Source organism: Ewingella americana (genome assembly GCF_006438725.1).
Classification (GTDB): Bacteria; Pseudomonadota; Gammaproteobacteria; order Enterobacterales; family Enterobacteriaceae; genus Ewingella; species Ewingella americana_A.
In genome coordinates this window covers 178,297-195,881 of the sequence record NZ_RCZD01000009.1, presented here as the reverse complement: position 1 = coordinate 195,881, position 17,585 = coordinate 178,297, and the positions used below count along the sequence as shown (strand labels likewise).

Annotated in this window: 17 protein-coding genes; 9 read left to right on the top strand and 8 right to left on the bottom strand. The window is 50.0% G+C overall.

The genetic code is table 11. The annotated features are described in order from the left end of the window. Positions 1 to 320 precede the first annotated feature (320 nt). Both fadD and rnd read left to right on the top strand, forming a co-directional pair. Positions 321 to 2,018, top strand: a complete 1,698-nt coding sequence (gene fadD / locus EAH77_RS17170; protein WP_140474030.1) for a long-chain-fatty-acid--CoA ligase FadD — start codon at positions 321 to 323, stop codon at positions 2,016 to 2,018. Between the two features lie 154 nt (positions 2,019 to 2,172). Next, positions 2,173 to 3,294: a ribonuclease D gene (gene rnd, locus EAH77_RS17165; RefSeq protein ID WP_140474029.1), complete on the top strand. Its 1,122-nt coding sequence runs from the start codon at positions 2,173 to 2,175 to the stop codon at positions 3,292 to 3,294. A 365-nt stretch (positions 3,295 to 3,659) separates the two neighbouring features. On the opposite strand, the gene minE is transcribed toward rnd, so the two are convergent. The 3 genes from minE to minC are packed head-to-tail and all read right to left on the bottom strand — an operon-like array spanning position 3,660 to position 5,459. Then, the gene (minE, locus tag EAH77_RS17160) at positions 3,660 to 3,929 is read right to left on the bottom strand and encodes a cell division topological specificity factor MinE (RefSeq protein ID WP_140474028.1); all 270 of its coding nucleotides are present in this window, start codon (positions 3,927 to 3,929) and stop codon (positions 3,660 to 3,662) included. Positions 3,930 to 3,932: 3 nt separating this feature from the next. After that, complete coding sequence (minD, locus tag EAH77_RS17155) at positions 3,933 to 4,745, bottom strand: septum site-determining protein MinD (protein WP_140474027.1); 813 nt, start codon at positions 4,743 to 4,745, stop codon at positions 3,933 to 3,935. 24 nt (positions 4,746 to 4,769) lie between these two features. Further along, positions 4,770 to 5,459, bottom strand: coding sequence for a septum site-determining protein MinC (gene minC, locus EAH77_RS17150; RefSeq protein WP_140474026.1), 690 nt, complete (start codon positions 5,457 to 5,459; stop codon positions 4,770 to 4,772). A gap of 136 nt (positions 5,460 to 5,595) precedes the next feature. Here minC and EAH77_RS17145 point away from each other — a divergent pair, with 136 nt between their 5' ends. The 5 genes from EAH77_RS17145 (at position 5,596) to EAH77_RS17125 (ending at position 9,483) form a co-directional block, all read left to right on the top strand. Next, on the top strand, positions 5,596 to 5,868 hold the full coding sequence (locus EAH77_RS17145) for a YcgL domain-containing protein (protein WP_140474025.1): 273 nt from the start codon (positions 5,596 to 5,598) through the stop codon (positions 5,866 to 5,868). A gap of 120 nt (positions 5,869 to 5,988) precedes the next feature. After that, positions 5,989 to 7,161 carry a lytic murein transglycosylase gene (locus EAH77_RS17140; protein ID WP_140474024.1) on the top strand — a complete coding sequence of 391 codons (1,173 nt, stop codon included), beginning with the start codon at positions 5,989 to 5,991 and terminating at the stop codon, positions 7,159 to 7,161. A gap of 22 nt (positions 7,162 to 7,183) precedes the next feature. Further along, complete coding sequence (locus EAH77_RS17135; RefSeq protein ID WP_140474023.1) at positions 7,184 to 7,840, top strand: fumarylacetoacetate hydrolase family protein; 657 nt, start codon at positions 7,184 to 7,186, stop codon at positions 7,838 to 7,840. Between the two features lie 119 nt (positions 7,841 to 7,959). Continuing rightward, positions 7,960 to 8,409, top strand: coding sequence for a YcgN family cysteine cluster protein (locus tag EAH77_RS17130; RefSeq protein WP_140474022.1), 450 nt, complete (start codon positions 7,960 to 7,962; stop codon positions 8,407 to 8,409). Positions 8,410 to 9,024: 615 nt separating this feature from the next. Next, positions 9,025 to 9,483: a membrane lipoprotein lipid attachment site-containing protein gene (locus EAH77_RS17125; protein ID WP_140474021.1), complete on the top strand. Its 459-nt coding sequence runs from the start codon at positions 9,025 to 9,027 to the stop codon at positions 9,481 to 9,483. 73 nt (positions 9,484 to 9,556) lie between these two features. Here the strand turns inward: EAH77_RS17125 and dsbB are convergent, their stop codons facing one another. The 3 genes from dsbB to nhaB are packed head-to-tail and all read right to left on the bottom strand — an operon-like array spanning position 9,557 to position 11,852. Further along, positions 9,557 to 10,087: a disulfide bond formation protein DsbB gene (gene dsbB / locus EAH77_RS17120; RefSeq protein ID WP_140474093.1), complete on the bottom strand. Its 531-nt coding sequence runs from the start codon at positions 10,085 to 10,087 to the stop codon at positions 9,557 to 9,559. Further along, positions 10,071 to 10,223, bottom strand: coding sequence for a hypothetical protein (locus EAH77_RS25250; RefSeq protein WP_162541441.1), 153 nt, complete (start codon positions 10,221 to 10,223; stop codon positions 10,071 to 10,073). Before EAH77_RS25250 ends, dsbB begins: the two co-directional genes overlap by 17 nt. Positions 10,224 to 10,274: 51 nt before the next feature. Further along, positions 10,275 to 11,852 carry a sodium/proton antiporter NhaB gene (nhaB, locus tag EAH77_RS17115; RefSeq protein ID WP_140474020.1) on the bottom strand — a complete coding sequence of 526 codons (1,578 nt, stop codon included), beginning with the start codon at positions 11,850 to 11,852 and terminating at the stop codon, positions 10,275 to 10,277. Between the two features lie 241 nt (positions 11,853 to 12,093). On the opposite strand from nhaB, the gene fadR reads away from it, so the two are divergent. Further along, entirely contained in the window at positions 12,094 to 12,813 is a 720-nt protein-coding gene (gene fadR / locus EAH77_RS17110; RefSeq protein ID WP_140474019.1) for a fatty acid metabolism transcriptional regulator FadR, read from the top strand. Between the two features lie 81 nt (positions 12,814 to 12,894). Here the strand turns inward: fadR and EAH77_RS17105 are convergent, their stop codons facing one another. Continuing rightward, positions 12,895 to 14,430 (bottom strand): SpoVR family protein, encoded by a 1,536-nt coding sequence (locus tag EAH77_RS17105; protein WP_140474018.1) that lies wholly within the window; start codon positions 14,428 to 14,430, stop codon positions 12,895 to 12,897. 578 nt (positions 14,431 to 15,008) lie between these two features. Here EAH77_RS17105 and EAH77_RS17100 point away from each other — a divergent pair. Continuing rightward, on the top strand, positions 15,009 to 16,310 hold the full coding sequence (locus tag EAH77_RS17100; RefSeq protein WP_140474017.1) for a D-amino acid dehydrogenase: 1,302 nt from the start codon (positions 15,009 to 15,011) through the stop codon (positions 16,308 to 16,310). A 7-nt stretch (positions 16,311 to 16,317) separates the two neighbouring features. Here the strand turns inward: EAH77_RS17100 and EAH77_RS17095 are convergent, their stop codons facing one another. Further along, positions 16,318 to 17,511, bottom strand: coding sequence for a multidrug effflux MFS transporter (locus EAH77_RS17095; protein ID WP_140474016.1), 1,194 nt, complete (start codon positions 17,509 to 17,511; stop codon positions 16,318 to 16,320). Positions 17,512 to 17,585 lie beyond the last annotated feature (74 nt).

The following is a 17,585-nucleotide window of genomic DNA, read 5'->3' as shown; positions in this document are numbered from 1 at the left end:
TAGTTAGTACCTTTCCCGTCTGACTAGGACCGGTGGTCTGCCAATCATTTGGAACTGCCGTGAGCCATGCATTGTCAGGTAGTTTCACTTCCGTATAGAAGGTAAAATAGATCAATCAACGGAATTAAAGTCTCTATCTTTGGCGGCCTTTGCCGCCTTTTTCTTTTTTGAGCCATGGATGCTCAAAAAATTAGTGACCGGCCTCTCAACCTCAACATTGTTTAAAACGCAACTGGTAAGCTGAGTTAAAATATTGTTAAAGACGTGATAAAACTCGTCACATTGAGATGGCAACAGCACATGATTTCAGGAGTATTACCTTGGAAAAGGTTTGGCTAAAACGTTACCCGTCGGATGTTCCTGAGAACATCGATCCGGATCGCTACAGCTCGCTGGTGGAGATGTTTGAGAATGCCGCGCTGCGTTATGCCGACAGCCCGGCGTTTATCAACATGGGCGAGGTGATGACGTTTCGTAAACTTGAAGAGCGTAGCCGCGCATTTGCCGCTTACCTGCAAAATGAATTAGGGTTGAAGAAGGGCGATCGTGTCGCGCTGATGATGCCCAATTTGTTGCAGTATCCGATAGCTCTGTTTGGCGTATTGCGCGCCGGCATGGTGGTGGTCAACGTCAATCCGCTGTATACCCCGCGTGAACTTGAGCATCAGCTCAACGACAGCGGCGCGAGCGCAATTGTTATTGTGTCCAATTTTGCGCATACGCTGGAAAAGGTCGTCTACAAAACGCAAATTAAACACGTGATCCTCACCCGTATGGGAGACCAGCTCTCTGCCGCCAAAGGTACGCTGGTAAATTTCGTGGTCAAATATGTCAAAAGGCTGGTGCCGAAATATCATCTGCCTAACGCGATTTCTTTTCGCAGCGTGTTGCAGCAAGGTCGCCGGATGCAGTACATCAAGCCAGATGTGATTAATAGCGACTTAGCGTTTTTGCAATATACCGGCGGTACCACTGGCGTGGCGAAAGGGGCAATGCTGACCCACCGTAATATGCAGGCGAATCTCGAACAAGCAAAAGCCGCTTATTCGCCGCTGCTAATCCCTGGCCATGAATTTGTGGTGACGGCGTTACCGCTTTACCATATTTTTGCGTTAACCGTGAACTGTCTGCTGTTTATTGAACTCGGTGGGCGTAGCTTGTTAATTACCAACCCGCGCGATATTCCAGGCATGGTGAAAGAGCTGGCGAAGTATCCCTTCACCACCATCAGCGGTGTGAACACCCTGTTTAATGCGTTACTCAATAACGAAGATTTTCGCGAACTGGACTTCTCTACGCTGCGCCTGTCGGTAGGCGGTGGTATGTCGGTGCAGAAATCAGTGGCGGATAAATGGGAAAAACTCACCGGCAAGCATTTGCTTGAAGGCTACGGTCTGACAGAATGTTCCCCGCTGGTGGCGGGAAATCCTTATGATCTGAAGCACTACAGCGGCAGCATTGGCTTGCCGGTGCCCTCTACAGAGGTAAAGCTGGTTGATGACAATGGTCATGAGGTCGCTGAGGGCGAACCGGGTGAACTATTGATCCGCGGGCCGCAGGTGATGTTAGGCTACTGGCAACGCCCGGCGGCGACGGATGAGGTACTAAAAGATGGCTGGCTCTCAACCGGTGATATCGTTACAGTGGACGAGCAGGGTTTTTTACGTATCGTGGATCGTAAAAAAGACATGATCCTGGTTTCAGGTTTCAATGTTTATCCTAATGAGATTGAAGAAGTGGTCTCACAGCATGACAAAGTGCTTGAAGTGGCGGCTATCGGTGTTCCGAGCGACTCGTCTGGCGAAATCGTCAAGATTTGCGTGGTGAAAAAGGATCCATCGCTGACCAGTGAGGAGTTGCTTGCCCACTGTCGCCGCATGCTGACAGGTTACAAAGTCCCGAAGATTGTTGAGTTCCGCGATGAGCTGCCAAAATCGAATGTGGGTAAAATTCTTCGTCGTGAACTTCGTGACGAACAGAAAACCCCCAAGGTCGATCCGAAACAGGATGCTGCGTAGCAGTTAGCACGTGTTTCAGTCGTGGTCAGATTCACAACGCCGGCGATGTCCGGCGTTGTCACGTTATAACGCAATGATATCCAATTCATTCAAGTTGCAGTCAACAACGATGCCGCTTGAAGGATAATGGGTATATGAAGAAGAGAATCAAAGTTTGAACTATCAGTTAATCACCACCAACGACGCGCTTGAGCGAGTTTGCCTTCAGGCAAGAGCGTACAGCCAGATTGCCCTGGACACCGAATTCGTCAGAACCCGCACTTACTACCCGCAATTGGGTCTGATCCAATTGTTTGACGGTGAGAATCTGACCCTGATAGACCCGCTGCCCATCACCGCCTGGCAGCCCTTTATTGATCTGCTGACGAATCCTGACGTGGTGAAGTTTCTGCATGCGGGCAGTGAAGATCTGGAAGTGTTCCTTAATGCTTTTGGCGTGATGCCGGTGCCATTAATCGACACCCAAATCCTTGCCGCCTTCAGCGGGCGTCCACTCTCATGCGGTTTTGCCCGACTGGTGGCAGAAACAACCGGTGTGGAGCTGGACAAAAGCGAATCACGCACCGACTGGATTGCCCGTCCATTGAGCGAAAAGCAGTGTGTATATGCCGCCGCTGATGTCTGGTATTTATTGCCTCTGGCAAAACAGCTGATGCGTGAAACCGAGGAGGCAGGCTGGATGGACGCCGCGCTGGATGAATGTTTAGCGTTATGTCGCCGACGCGCAGAAGTGCTGCAGCCGGAAATGGCCTATCTTGATATCAGCAATGCTTTCCAACTGCGACCGCGTCAATTGGCTTGCCTGCAAAAGCTGGCCTCATGGCGTTTAATACAGGCGCGTCAGCGTGACATCGCAGTGAACTTTGTGGTGCGCGAAGAAAACTTATGGCAGGTTGCCCGGTATCAGCCGACGTCACTGGGTGAGCTTGAATCGCTTGGTCTGAGTGGCCCGGAGATTCGTTATCATGGCCGCACATTGCTGGCGCTGGTAGCCGAAGCTAACCAAATGGATGACGCCGAACTGCCTGCGCCACTGTCTAACCTGATTGACCAGTCGGGTTATCGCAAAGTGTTTAAAGACATTAAAGCGCTGATCCAAATCGTCAGCGAAGAGACTGGGCTCAGCGTTGAATTATTGGCGTCGCGCCGTCAAATTAACCAATTGTTAAACTGGCATTGGCAACTGAAAACCAAAGAACATCAGCCTGAACTTATTAGTGGATGGCGTGGAAAACTGTTGGCCGAGAAATTAAACGAAATATTAAAAGAGTATTGAAATTTAAATCTGTTTAACACTGATCCGCTGTTATTACGATGGTAAGCAGTGAGAATAAGCAGAGAGATTAAAAGGGCGGACAGCAGTCTGCCTTTTTTATTGTCTATTTTTGGTTAAAGGAAATTAATTCGCTACGGACGTATTTTCTTGTCCAGGATGACCAACAATATCACCCTATACGTGCGAGTAACCACAGTAAATGAGAGGAATCTCACTCACTCTTTTCCATACCAGGAATAGTTTTAAAGAAATAGAAGAGGGGGTAAAACAGGAAAGGGTATTGTATATTTATACAGTTACCCCCTGAAGGCCAGGGGGCCACTATTTTGCAGAAAACACCGGCAAACAGAACATTTCCATCTCTGTCATTTAGGTGTTTCTTCCGATTCCGGTAATGTCACGTTAAGTTCCAGTACCGAAATATCATCACCTTTTTGCTCGAACTGAACCTGGAGCATCTCCGGGTCAATCTTAATATATTTGCAAATCACCGCAAGAATATCGCGCTTAAGCTCCGGCAAATAGGAGGGTTCGTTGTCCCCCCTGCGTCGCTCTGCTACGATGATTTGCAGCCGTTCCTTGGCTATATTGGCTGTCGGCTTTTTGCGGGACAGAAAGAAATCTAACAAGGCCATGGTTTATCCCCCAAAAAGGCGTTTCAGGAAACTCTTCTTCTCTTCTTCAATAAAACGGAACGCACGTTCTTCACCAAGCAGACGGCTGACGGTGTCATCGTAGGCTTTACCCGCATCGGACTCCTGATCCAGAATCACCGGTTCGCCCTGGTTGGACGCGCGCAGTACAGACTGATCTTCAGGGATAACACCCAACAGCGGAATGCGAAGAATTTCAAGGACATCCTCCATACTGAGCATGTCCCCGCGGCTAACACGGCCCGGATTATAGCGGGTGAGAAGCAGGTGTTCTTTAATCGGCTCTAAGCCTTGTTCCGCACGGCGGGATTTTGATGACAAAATGCCTAAAATGCGGTCTGAGTCACGGACTGAAGAGACTTCAGGGTTAGTGGTGATCACCGCTTCATCAGCGAAATACAACGCCATCAGCGCGCCGGTTTCAATTCCCGCTGGTGAATCACAGACCACGAAATCGAATCCCATCTCGTTCAGATCATTAAGAATTTTTTCTACGCCTTCGTGAGTCAGCGCATCTTTATCACGCGTTTGCGAAGCCGGAAGAATAAACAGATTGTCAGTGCGCTTGTCTTTGATCAGCGCCTGATTCAGTGTGGCATCACCCTGGATCACATTGACAAAATCGTAAACAACGCGGCGCTCGCAGCCCATGATCAGATCAAGGTTACGCAAACCGATGTCAAAGTCGATGACCACGGTCTTCTTGCCTTTTTGAGCTAAACCGGTAGCAATGGCTGCGCTTGAAGTGGTCTTGCCAACGCCCCCTTTACCCGATGTAACAACTATAATGCGTGCCATGAAAGGATTCCTTGTCAAAAGGGCTTAGTTTAAAGGTTGTATGGTTAACACGTTATTCAACAGGCTGAGGCGTGCTGCCTGTCCGTAAAAGTCGGACGGGATTTGGTCACTCAACCAGTACTGCCCTGCGATTGAGACTAGCTCAGCCCCCAGATGTGTGCAAAATATCTGACAATTTGCATCACCTGCGGCACCGGCCAGCGCACGGCCTCGCATCATGCCATAAATATGGATATTGCCATCGGCAATAAGTTCCGCACCGGCGCTCACACTGCTTGTCACAATGAGATCGCTGTTACGGGCATAAATCTGTTGGCCAGAACGGACTGGCGTGCTGATGATCCGGGTTTTGGCTGGCGCGTTGTCGGGAACGACCGGTACCGGCGGCTCTGCGGCAATACGCTGTGCACGGCCTTCACTCAGCAGCGGTAAACCGGTGCGGGAAATGGCGCGTTTCTGCCGTTCATCCTTGCAACCACTGATGCCAACCACGCGAAAACCAGCAGAAGCCACCGCCTGTTGAATGTCTTTCCAGTTCGCTTCGCCTGTTAGCGCTGCGACGTTAATAACAACAGGGGCATTTTTCAGAAAAGCGGGGGCTTGCTCCACTTTGTCCTGTAATGCCTGATGAATAACCTCAGGTTGTGAACTATGTAAATGAACAACCGATAAGGTAAAACTGCTGCCTTTTAGTTCTATTGGCGATTGTGACATCTATCCTGACTCAGTCTCAGCAACTTCTAATCCCCGGAATACCACTCGGGGGGCGATATTCCGATGTACGATAAGCATGTTATAGTTACAGTTATATCTAGGCAAGCCACCGTTTCAATAAAGTAGAGTTAAAAAAATGTTTTGTGCCATCTATAGAAGTAACAAACGTGATCAGACATACCTGTATGTCGAAAAAAAAGACGATTTCTCACGACTTCCTGAAGAATTATTGCAAGGTTTTGGTAAGCCACAGTTCTCAATGGTGATAAACCTTGGTCAGCGTAAAAAGTTAGCCTCCGCGGATATTGAGAAAGTGAAGCAGTCACTTCTGGAGCAAGGTTATTATTTACAAGTCCCACCGCCAGTGGAAAGTTTATTGAATATGCACCTGCAAAACGGTGAAAAATAAACCGAGGCTTATCGTTATTCGTGTGTTTTTGTAAATTCGGCGCTGTCGTATTGCATTCATCTCTGCGCTCCCTCAGGTTGTTTAAGGATGATGAATGAAGAGATAATAAGGAGCAGAGTGATGAAATTGTCGGTATTGGCTGTGTTAGTGACCAGTGTGATCCTCAGCGGTTGCGCCAAAGAAAGTGTCGCCACTGAACCCCAGGCTGCCGCACCGGTGGCCACGGTTCCGGCCAGCGAAACGCCAGCTAAAACTACCCTTGCAGATCAGGGGCGTGACCCGGCTGAGTTCCCGGCTTATGTTGAACAACTTAAAACTCAGGCCCGCCAGCAGGGCATCAGTCAGCAGACTATCGACAGCGCTTTTATAAATGTGCACTTTATTGATCGGGTCATAAATTCTGACCGTAATCAGTTGGAAAAGAAAATCACGCTTGATGATTATCTTGCCCGTGTCTTGCCTGCGGCAAAAATCGAGCAAGCGAGGATCCAGTATCACGAGAACCTCTCTGCCCTAACTCAGGCCAGTGATCGTTACGGCGTACAACCGCAGTACATTGTTGCCTTGTGGGCAATGGAAAGTAACTTTGGCAAAATTCAGGGTAAGGAAGATGTCTTCTCCGCGCTGGCAACGTTGGCCTTTGAAGGACGCCGTGAGGCTTTCTTTACGAAAGAGCTGATGGCGGCACTGAAAATTGTTGATTCCGGCCACGCTACCAGCGATATGATGAAAGGCTCCTGGGCGGGTGCAATGGGCCAGTCGCAGTTTATGCCGACATCCTATCTGAACTACGGTGCTGACGGCGACGGCGACGGGAAAATTGATATTTGGAATGACACCAGTGATGTTTTCGCCTCTACCGCCAATTATCTCTCGACCGAAGGCTGGAAGGGGGATCAGGGCTGGGGACAAGAAGTGAAATTGCCTGCTGGTTTTGACGCCAGCCTGGCCGGGCTCAAAAACAACCAAATGCATACTGCCAGCTATTGGCAGCAGAAAGGGGTCACACAGGCGGACGGCAGTGCACTGGCCTCGACGGCCACCCGCGCCTGGGTCATCACTCCTGATGACCTCCAGGGCCGTGCTTTCCTGGTCTATGATAACTTTCGTACTATTATGCACTGGAACCGCTCGACCTATTTCGCGCTGAGCATTGGTATGATGGCGGACGCCATTGTGGCTGAGCCGGCTCAAACTCAGACGCCAGCCCCTGCGCAGACGCAAACGGAGCCTGAGGCGCTTGCCACTCCGGCTCCTGTGGCGCCCGCGGGTAAAAATCCCTTTGGCGGTTGACTGACACTTTCAGGAGTTTTCCATGTATCAACACAGAGACTGGAACGGCGCATTACTCGACTTTCCGGTGAACAAAGTGGTGTGTGTAGGCAGCAATTATGCTGATCATATTAAAGAGATGGGCAGTCAGGTTGCTGCTGAACCGGTGCTGTTTATCAAACCAGAAACCGCACTGTGCGATATTCGCCAGCCTATCGCGATCCCTAAAAATTTGGGTTCGGTTCATCATGAGGTTGAGCTGGCGGTATTAATTGGCACGCCGCTAAAACAGGCCAGTGAAGATAGAGTCGCGAATGCCATCGCCGGTTACGGTTTGGCGCTGGATTTGACACTGCGTGACTTACAAGCCGGGTTTAAAAAAACGGGTCAGCCATGGGAAAAAGCCAAGGGTTTTGATGGTTCCTGCCCGATCAGCGGTTTCATTCCGGTGAGCGAGTTCGGTGATGCCGAGGCTGCAGAACTGCAGCTCATCGTCAATGGTGAAATACGCCAGAACGGTAACAGCTGCGATATGCTGACCAAGATCCTGCCGTTAATTGCCTATATGAGCCGTTTCTTTACCTTGCGCGCCGGGGATATCATCCTCACCGGTACGCCGCAGGGCGTCGGGCCAATGGCGGTAGGGGATGTGATTGAAGCTTCACTCAATGGCAAAAGCGTGACTACCCGCGTTATCTAAACCTTTCTGATCTAAGCAATGACCTGACACTGCCCGGTTTTTTCGGGCAGCTTTACTTGCATCTCTGCACTAAAATGTTTATATAGGCCCCCTCGTTTTACTTAACCCGGATACCCACCATGACTGAGCCCAATTTTTGGCAGCAAAAAAAACTGTCTGAAATGACAGATGAAGAGTGGGAAGCGTTGTGCGACGGTTGCGGGCAATGCTGCTTACATAAGTTGATCGACGAAGACACTGAGGAAATCTATTTCACCAACGTGGCTTGTAATCAACTGAATATTAAGTCCTGCCAGTGCCGTAATTATGAACGTCGTTTCACACTGGAAGAAGACTGCATCAAACTGACCCGCGAAAATTTGACCACCTTTGACTGGTTGCCACCGACCTGTGCGTACCGGTTAGTTGGTGAGGGTAAACCTTTACTGCCCTGGCACCCGTTACTCAATAAGTCCTCCAAATCCGCGATGCATACCGAGCGCATTTCAGTACGCTACATCGCCGTGCGTGAAGATGATGTTGAGGACTGGCAGGACCACATTATGAATAAGCCGAGTTGGGCTAAGTAACCACTTGAAGTGAATGAAGAAATTTATCACTGTGAAATGGCGCGGGGCATATACGGGGCATCACCTGTAAATCCTGCGTTTAAAATGACCATTTAGTTGCTGATGTTTTTGCCCTCGCCATTCTCATACATGCTTTAACCCTCTGAACAAAAGTATGCCCTTTGAGTTTGCAATGACGTTTGGATTTGCCCATTTGATGGTGTGATTGGCGCTTGCGTGTTTCTGGGCTAAGTGGTTAACACCGGCCATAGGGGCTATCTGGTGATCAATACTGATGCCGAAATGCAGGTGGGAAGGCGCAAAAAAGAAAAAGCCCCGAGTATTTTTAAATACCCGAGGCCTTACCAATCATTGCTACATGAAGTGGACGGCGATTATGTCTAATGCCATGGCATTAGTAAACAACTAAATCAATGTCTGGTAAGTGTTTTTTGATTAGCGGTCATGCGAGCCTGGTCAATCCTGTAACAGAACCCGCCGCTGCGTTTTTTGCTGTTGAAAAAGACGGAAAGTCGACATTCTCTGTTTGATGCATTGCCTTAGTTTCTCTCGCTGCTATCATTTGCCTATCAATTATTTGTATATCAATTGGTTCGTCAATTCAGGAAGACAACAATGAAAAGAACGTTTATTGCGCTGGCCGTGCTGATGTTAGCCGGTTGTTCAGGGAAGAATCCGTATCAGCCAGCACCGCAAGTCCTCAACGCCGCGGTTGTGACTGAAAACCAGACTAATAAAACGCAAAGCGCCGAGCAGAGTAAGGCCGAACAAGATAAAGCAGAGCAGGGTAAAACTATTGTCCGTCTTCACCGCATGGACCAGTGGACCGTGATTCCTTTCGAAAGAACCTGTCCGCTGTATGTGCGCGTCGATGGCAAACTGGTTGCTGCACTGCAGTTTAACGAATATGTCGACCTGCGCCTGGTCAACGGGCAACGGAAGGTTAAAGTGAGCCTTGCCTGTACGATGACCGGCCGTTCTGCAGAAGAGATCATTGACGCGAATGGCACGCATCAGGAGTACGAAACTGACAGCGGTTGGTATGGTCAGCTGCGTTTGTGGCGTACAAAGTAACGGTTGAAGCATAAAAAAGAGGCGCCCGTTGAGGCGCCTCTTTCGTTTTAAATCTTGTCAATCAGAGCGAGTCTTAGCGACCAAACAGATCACGACGCTTAGGTTTTACAAACTGAGCAATCAAGACCAGCAGGCCAATCAACATAAACACGCTGAAGACGACGACCAGCCACTGAGGCATACCGAGGCTCAGGAATTCCCACTGTTTTTCCGCGCAATCGCCCGAAGCAACAAACACCGCCGGGAACCATTTATCTAACGGTAACCAGGTTGGGAAGCGGGCCGCGAAATCACAGGTCGCGAAAGGTGAAGGGTGCAGCTGAATCATGGTGTGTTCCCATGACAGGCGGATCCCTTCATACGCACTGTAGATCCAAATCAGAATACCGGCATAACGTAACCCCGATTTTGGGGCAATGGCACCCACAATCCCGGCGCCCATAATACCAAACAGTGCGCAACGTTCATAAATGCACATGACACAAGGTTTTAATAACATGACATGCTGAAAATAAAGAGCAACGAGTTCAAGAACCAAAGCGGTTAATGCCATCAGAAGCCAAGCACCGCGCCCTTGAGAGCAACGGTTAAGATATTGCAACATAGTTTTGTTTTCCATGCAGTAAGCTACTGGCAGGCAGTGTAAACCAATTCACCCGTGCTGCCAGCCCGTTGATTTCAAAATTAGTCAAAAATAGTGCATAAGCATCACTCTTTGGCGCCGAATAGGGTGATTTCATTTAATGCGACGCCTTATAGAATCCTTTATTTTGATGTTCAGAAATACTCGGTTAATGGTTCGGTACAACCTCGTTAACATGAGGTAAAGATATCCACTGCATCGAACTGAACCACGCCGTCATATCGGGCAATAAAAATTGGACACATAGCCAACCCGCCAACGTCATTACCACAGTATAAGGCAGCGCCATCCATACCATCCGGCCATAAGAAAGGCGAATAAGCGGCGCGAGCGAGGACGTCAGCAGGAACAGAAATGCAGCCTGACCATTTGGCGTCGCCACCGACGGCAAGTTAGTGCCCGTATTGATGGCAACCGCCAGCAGCTCAAATTGTTGCAGCGAAATGGCACCACTTTGCAGGGCGGCCTTAGCTTCGTTGATATAGACCGTGCCGACAAACACGTTATCGGAAACGGACGAAAGCAGTCCGTTAAACAGATAAAATAGGGAAAGTTGGTTGCCAGGTTCAGCCTGCAAAACGAAATGCACAATCGGGCTAAAGAGATGCTGCTCGATTATCACGGCCACGATGGCAAAAAATACGGTCAATAATGCGGTAAACGGCAGGGCATCCTGGAAGGCTTTGCCGATGGCGTGTTCGTCGGTTACGCCGCACAGTGCAGTAGCAAAGATAATGACCGACAAACCAATCAGTCCTACTTCAGCCAGATGGAAAGCCAGCGCGACAATCAACCAAACACCAATAACCGCCTGCACAGCCAACTTAATTCGCTCTTGTTTATCGCGCTGGGCCGTATTTTTCTGGTCGTATTGCTTGAGGACGTCGTAAACCGGCTCGGGTAATTGCGCGCCATAACCAAATAAACTAAAGCGTTCTACCGTAAAACAAACCAGCAGTCCGCAGATGAATACGGGTACGGAAACCGGTGACATGCGCAGGAAGAAGTCGGCAAATTGCCAACCCGCTGATTTAGCAATGATCAGATTTTGCGGTTCACCGACCATCGTCATTACACCGCCCAGTGCGGTGCCCACTCCAGCATGCATCATCAGGCTGCGCAGGAAAGCACGGAACTGTTCAAGAATGGCATGATGTTGTTGATTGCCGCTGAAGCTGCTGTCGTCATTGACATCGTTTTGTTCGTCGCTGCTCGACGACACCCGGTGGTAAATAGAATAAAAGCCGACGGAGACGCTGATCACCACGGCGATCACTGTCAGGGCATCAAGAAACGCGGAAAGAAACGCGGCAGCCAGACAGAAAGCGAGCGAAAGGGCGACTTTACTGCGAATATTTAGCAGTAATTTGGTGAAGACAAACAGCAGTAACTGCTTCATGAAGTAGATACCGGCCACCATGAAGATCAACAGCAGGATCACTTCCAGATTCGAGGCAATCTCTTCACGGATTCGGTCCGCGCTGGTCATGCCAATCATCACCGCTTCAATGGCTAGCAGACCGCCTGGTTGTAACGGATAACATTTCAGCGCCATCCCCAGGGTAAAAATAAACTCGACCACCAACAACCAGCCGGCCAGAAAGGGGCTGACCAGGAAATAGATCAAGGGATTGATAATAAGAAAGGCAATGATCGCCAGCTTGTACCAGACAGGTGACTGGCCAAGGAAGTTTTTGACAAATGCGTGTCTGAAAGTCATGTCCATGATGCTGTCGTTCTCCTGATTGTAATTCAATAAAATCAATAGCCTGGGCTAGTCACTTCAGCCATTCAAGGCGGAGTGAATGAATAAATTGTGCTAAAACTGCTTATTTAAGGGAAAATAGTGCCAAGCTATGCACAGTTTCAATATAAGTTCCGAAAGGGCGCTATAACATGCCATTTTCGTCTGGTATGATGAGCCGAATTACATCGCTTATAAAAAGTCCTAAACGGAACGTAAAAACATGGTTATTAAGGCGCAGAGTCCTGCCGGTTTCGCCGAAGAGTACATCATTGAAAGTATTTGGAACAGCCGCTTTCCACCGGGAACTATTCTACCTGCCGAACGTGAGCTTTCAGAATTAATTGGCGTTACACGTACCACATTACGTGAAGTTTTACAGCGGCTTGCGCGCGATGGCTGGTTGACTATTCAGCATGGTAAGCCGACCAAGGTCAATAACTTCTGGGAAACCTCAGGGTTAAATATCCTGGAAACCCTGGCGCGTCTTGATCACGACAGCGTACCGCAGTTGATTGATAATCTGTTGTCAGTCAGAACCAACATCGCCACGATATTTATCCGTAAGGCCATGCGCAGTAACCCGGAAGAAACCCAGAAGGTCCTGGCGAAAGCGCAGGATGTCTCTGACAGTTCCGAGGCCTTTACCGAACTGGATTACGGCATATTCCGTGGCTTAGCGTTTGCGTCCGGCAATCCAATTTACGGTCTGATTATTAACGGATTGCGTGGTTTATATACCCGCGTTGGTCGTTATTATTTCTCCAACCCTGAAGCACGTAAACTGGCGATCACTTTTTATCTGAAGTTGTCACAAATTTGTGATGAAAAAAGCCATGATCAAATTGTTGATTGCGTGCGTGATTACGGCCGTCAGAGTGGTGAAATCTGGCACAGCATGCAAAGCGCCATGCCTGGTGACCTGACCGATAAAAAACGCTGATCAGCAACATCCGTAAACGTAAACCACAGGAAAGGGCGCCGCAGCGCCCTTTTTTAATAGCCTGAATCGGCCTTGTTTGGCTCACAACGGTGTTGGGCGAGGCGGGCAACGCTCCAGTAATTCTACGCCACCGTCTTCATTGAGTTGCTCCATAAACACATCAAAGCCCCACAGGCGATGAATATGCTTCATCACTTCCCGACGACTTTTATCCAGAGGCGCACGGTCCTGCGGGATGTAGCGCAGCGTTAGCGAACGGTCTCCACGTAAGTCCACATTCCAGATCTGAATATTCGGTTCATGGTTGCTCAGATTGTATTGGGCCGATAACTCCTGACGAATCGCCCGGTAACCTTCCTCATTATGAATCGCCGCGATTTCCAAATAATTATTGTGGTCGTCATCGAGCACGGTGAAGAGTTTGAAATCACGCATGACTTTCGGCGACAGGAACTGGCTGATAAAGCTCTCATCTTTGAAATCGCGCATAGCAAAATGCAGCGTCTCCAGCCAGTCAGATCCCGCAATGTCCGGGAACCAATAACGGTCTTCTTCCGTCGGTGACTGACAAATACGCTTGAGGTCCTGGAACATGGCGAACCCAAGCGCATAGGGGTTAATTCCGCTGTAGTAGGGGCTATTATACGGTGGCTGGAAAATCACATTAGTATGGCTATGGAGGAATTCGAGGATGAATTTTTCCGACACTTTCCCTTCGTCATACAGATGATTAAGGATGGTGTAATGCCAGAAGGTAGCCCAGCCCTCGTTCATGACCTGCGTCTGTTTCTGTGGGTAAAAATACTGGCTTATTTTGCGCACAATACGCAAAATTTCACGCTGCCAGGGTTCCAGAAGCGGCGCATTCTTTTCCATAAAGTAGAGAATGTTTTCCTGCGGCTCGGACGGAAAGCGGCGGATTTGTTCTGGCGCATCGACATTGTCTTTGCGCGGCAGTGTTTTCCATAGCGAATTCACCTGACTTTGCAGATAGGCTTCGCGGCTTTCCTGCCGTGCTTTTTCTTCAATCAGCGAAATCTTTTGTGGTCTTTTATAGCGGTCTACGCCGTAATTCATCAGCGCATGGCACGAATCGAGCAGCCGCTCTACCTCTTCCACGCCGTAGCGCTCTTCGCACTGGCTGATATAGCGGCGGGCGAACAGCAGATAATCCACAATTGAACTGGCATCGGTCCAGCTGCGGAACAGATAATTGTTCTTAAAGAAAGAGTTGTGCCCGTAGCAGGCGTGCGCCATCACCAAAGCCTGCATGGTCATGGTGTTTTCTTCCATCAAATAGGCAATACAAGGATTGGAGTTGATGACTATTTCATACGCCAGCCCTTGCTGTCCGTGCTTATAACGCTGCTCGGTTTCGATGAATTTTTTGCCGAAAGACCAGTGCGTGTAGTTGATCGGCATGCCGATGCTGGAATAGGCATCCATCATTTGTTCGGACGTGATGACTTCAATTTGGTGTGGGTAGGTATCAAGTCGGTAAGACTTCGCAACCCGATCAATTTCTTCGAGATAAGTCTGCAATAATTCAAACGTCCAGTCCGGTCCATCGCTCAGGCGTTTGTTTTCAGTGGTATGTTCCTGGGTCTTTGTCGTCATAAGCCGCCACCCTCATTCAGTTACGGACGCAACAGAGTGTTTGATTCAGAACTGTTTCTTACTAATTTGCGCGCCCCTACATAATCGTAGCTCAATCCGGGGTTTATGCTGAATCAGTCTGAAGTCATACGCTTTTTTAGGCTTTCGCGCCGCAGTAAAAGGGCCGGACCGGGGACGCGAAAGGGACAGTTCCATCATTCGCCACGGCCGCGAAACAGTCAATGCATAAACGGAAATGAGGGAATATTACCCAATAACTTTTTATCGGAATAATGTTCTGTGAAATTGCGATTATATCAGAATTAAATAACGAAAGAGTTGCGCCTTTAAACGCTAATGCTGAGCGATGATTAATTATTGCCACAATAGTCACACGGCTGTTTTTACGTCATGACAGAGCGAATGTTGCGCGGTATTGTTATTTTTAAGCAGCTATTGAAAAACATCGTCAGATCAAGGATAAATAATTGTGAAATGAGTCACAGTTATGGCCGTTGATGTTGGCAGTTTTCCTTCGTCAGGTTAATTTCCTGTGCACAGAATATTATGCTTTATATTGCCTTGGACTGGAGTCGAGTATGCGTGTGGTAATTTTAGGCAGTGGTGTCGTCGGTGTCGCCAGTGCCTGGTATCTGGCGAAAGCCGGTCATCAGGTCACCGTTATCGACAGACAAGCCGGTCCTGCGGAAGAGACCAGTGCGGGTAATGCCGGGCAAATATCCCCTGGCTATGCCGCGCCGTGGGCAGCGCCGGGTGTTCCCCTGAAGGCCATTAAATGGATGTTTCAGCGCCATGCACCGCTGGCCATTCGCCTTGATGGCAGCCGCTTCCAACTGCAATGGATGTGGCAGATGTTGCGTAACTGCAATATGGATCACTACCAGACTAACAAAAGTCGCATGGTCAGACTGGCAGAATACAGCCGTGACTGCCTGAAAGCGCTGCGCGAAGATACCGGCATTCAATACGAAGGGCGTCAGGGCGGCACATTACAGTTATTCCGCACCGCGCAACAGTTCGACAGCGCGTCCAAGGACATCGCTGTTTTGCAGGAAGCCGGTGTGCCTTATCAGTTACTGGAAGCTAACCAATTGGCGACCGTTGAACCAGCCCTGGCGCAGGTTGCCCATAAGCTGACAGGCGGTCTACGCTTACCCAATGATGAAACCGGTGATTGCCAGCTGTTTACCCGTCAACTGGCTGAAATGGCGCGTCAGGCCGGTGTGGTATTTGAATTTAACCGCAGCGTAGACAAGTTACTGGTGGAGAACGGACAAATCACCGGTGTACAGTGCGGTCCTGAGGTGGTGAAGGGGGATACCTACGTGGTGGCCTTGGGTTCTTACTCTACCGCGTTGCTGGCCGATCTGGTGTCAATCCCGGTCTATCCGCTGAAAGGCTACTCGCTGACCATCCCGATAACCGATCCTGCCTCTGCGCCATATTCCACCGTGCTGGATGAGAGCTACAAAATTGCCATTACCCGTTTCGATGACCGTATTCGTGTCGGCGGGATGGCTGAAATTGTCGGCTTCAATACCCAGCTGGCAAAAGCGCGGCGCGAAACGCTGGAAATGGTGGTCCGTGATCTCTATCCGAATGGTGGCAACATCGAACAAGCCACATTCTGGACCGGGCTGCGTCCGATGACGCCGGACGGCACGCCAATTGTGGGCAAAACCCGCATCAAAAACCTGTTCCTCAATACCGGTCACGGGACGCTGGGCTGGACCATGGCGTGTGGCTCAGGCCAGCTGCTGGCAGACATTATGTCCGGCGTGACACCGGCAATACCGGCCGATGATCTGGGCGTTGAGCGTTACAGTGCGGACTTTGCGGCAACGCATCCGACCAGCCACAAAATGCACCCGATCGGTTAATACAAGATTAATCCAGGCGGGTCAGGCGGCCCGCCGAGGCTTTACTGGCACGACGAGCCAGCAGAGCCAGCACGCCTCCCGCCAGCATGACCAGTGCGAGGCTGAGCTTCGGCTGCAATGGCAGCGCCATCGCAATAAAACCGAACAGCGCCCCTCCGGTCATTTGTACCGATCCGACTAACGCTGATGCCACGCCCGCTTCATTGGAGAACGGCTCCAGCGCATAACTGGTGGCTGGGCCAATCAGGAATGCCAGACCGGCACAGGCACAGGCAACCGGCATCATGTACAGCCATGTCGCGTGTTGCGCCTCAGGGGCTACCAGCGTCAGGCCAGCCACCAAGCCTGCACATCCCGTAAACATCAATACACCGCCCGTCGCCAGACACAGCGGTCTGCCCACTTTTTGGATAATACGATTGGCGATAAAGCTGACTGCCATGATCCAAAAACCGTTGGCACCGAATACCAACGAAAATTCAAACGGCGTCAGCCCGGCCTGGCTCATCAGCACCGTTGGAGCCAGAGAGACGTAGGTTAGCGCCATGCCCATCGCGCCTGCATTGACAGCCGCAAAGGTAATGAAACGCTTATTGAGCAAAATCCGTGCATATTGCTTAAACGGCAGGGCACCGCCGGATTGTGTATCGGCAGGGCGGGTTTCTGGCAGTTTACACAGAATCAGGATCAGCACTGCGATGGTGTAACCGCACAGCGCCCAGAAAGGAGCGCGCCAGCCATAGTACTGCGCGATCAATCCGCCAATCAGCGGCGCTAACGCCGGGATAATATTCAGCGTACCGTTAAGGAAGCCGTAAGCCCGTGCGGCATCATTGCCGCTCATGCGGTCACGCACGCCGCTGAAAATGACTACTGACGTACAGCAGACCGCCAGCCCCTGGACCACCCGTGAAAGCATAAACATCAGCGATGTCACCGAAGTGGCAGCAATGGCTGCACCGACCAGATACACCACCACACCGATGATGGCCATCGGCCGGCGGCCAAAGCGGTCAACCAGCGGACCGGCGATCAATTGGCCCAAACCCATCACCAGAATGAATAACGAAATGGAAGACTGAATCACTTCTTCAGAGCTGTTCAGACCGCTGGCGATGGCAGGAATGGCAGGGAGATAGAGGTCGATCCCCAGAGGTCCCAGCAGGACTAAACTCAGCAGCAGGAAAAGGAATTTTTGCATAGAAAACATCATAGTCCGTGTTCGAAGGGAGGCTAAGGGTAATGATTTCATGCCGGGATGGAAAGAGGTTGTTA

Bases quoted from the DNA above. Each gene is read 5' to 3' on its own strand.
- minE (WP_140474028.1), bottom strand. From the start codon at position 3,929: ATGGCCTTGTTAGATTTCTTTCTGTCCCGCAAAAAGCCGACAGCCAAT.
- minD (WP_140474027.1), bottom strand. From the start codon at position 4,745: ATGGCACGCATTATAGTTGTTACATCGGGTAAAGGGGGCGTTGGCAAG.
- minC (WP_140474026.1), bottom strand. From the start codon at position 5,459: ATGTCACAATCGCCAATAGAACTAAAAGGCAGCAGTTTTACCTTATCG.
- EAH77_RS17145 (WP_140474025.1), top strand. From the start codon at position 5,596: ATGTTTTGTGCCATCTATAGAAGTAACAAACGTGATCAGACATACCTG.
- EAH77_RS17140 (WP_140474024.1), top strand. From the start codon at position 5,989: ATGAAATTGTCGGTATTGGCTGTGTTAGTGACCAGTGTGATCCTCAGC.
- EAH77_RS17135 (WP_140474023.1), top strand. From the start codon at position 7,184: ATGTATCAACACAGAGACTGGAACGGCGCATTACTCGACTTTCCGGTG.
- EAH77_RS17130 (WP_140474022.1), top strand. From the start codon at position 7,960: ATGACTGAGCCCAATTTTTGGCAGCAAAAAAAACTGTCTGAAATGACA.
- EAH77_RS17125 (WP_140474021.1), top strand. From the start codon at position 9,025: ATGAAAAGAACGTTTATTGCGCTGGCCGTGCTGATGTTAGCCGGTTGT.
- dsbB (WP_140474093.1), bottom strand. From the start codon at position 10,087: ATGTTGCAATATCTTAACCGTTGCTCTCAAGGGCGCGGTGCTTGGCTT.
- EAH77_RS25250 (WP_162541441.1), bottom strand. From the start codon at position 10,223: ATGAAATCACCCTATTCGGCGCCAAAGAGTGATGCTTATGCACTATTT.
- nhaB (WP_140474020.1), bottom strand. From the start codon at position 11,852: ATGGACATGACTTTCAGACACGCATTTGTCAAAAACTTCCTTGGCCAG.
- fadR (WP_140474019.1), top strand. From the start codon at position 12,094: ATGGTTATTAAGGCGCAGAGTCCTGCCGGTTTCGCCGAAGAGTACATC.
- EAH77_RS17105 (WP_140474018.1), bottom strand. From the start codon at position 14,430: ATGACGACAAAGACCCAGGAACATACCACTGAAAACAAACGCCTGAGC.
- EAH77_RS17100 (WP_140474017.1), top strand. From the start codon at position 15,009: ATGCGTGTGGTAATTTTAGGCAGTGGTGTCGTCGGTGTCGCCAGTGCC.
- EAH77_RS17095 (WP_140474016.1), bottom strand. From the start codon at position 17,511: ATGCAAAAATTCCTTTTCCTGCTGCTGAGTTTAGTCCTGCTGGGACCT.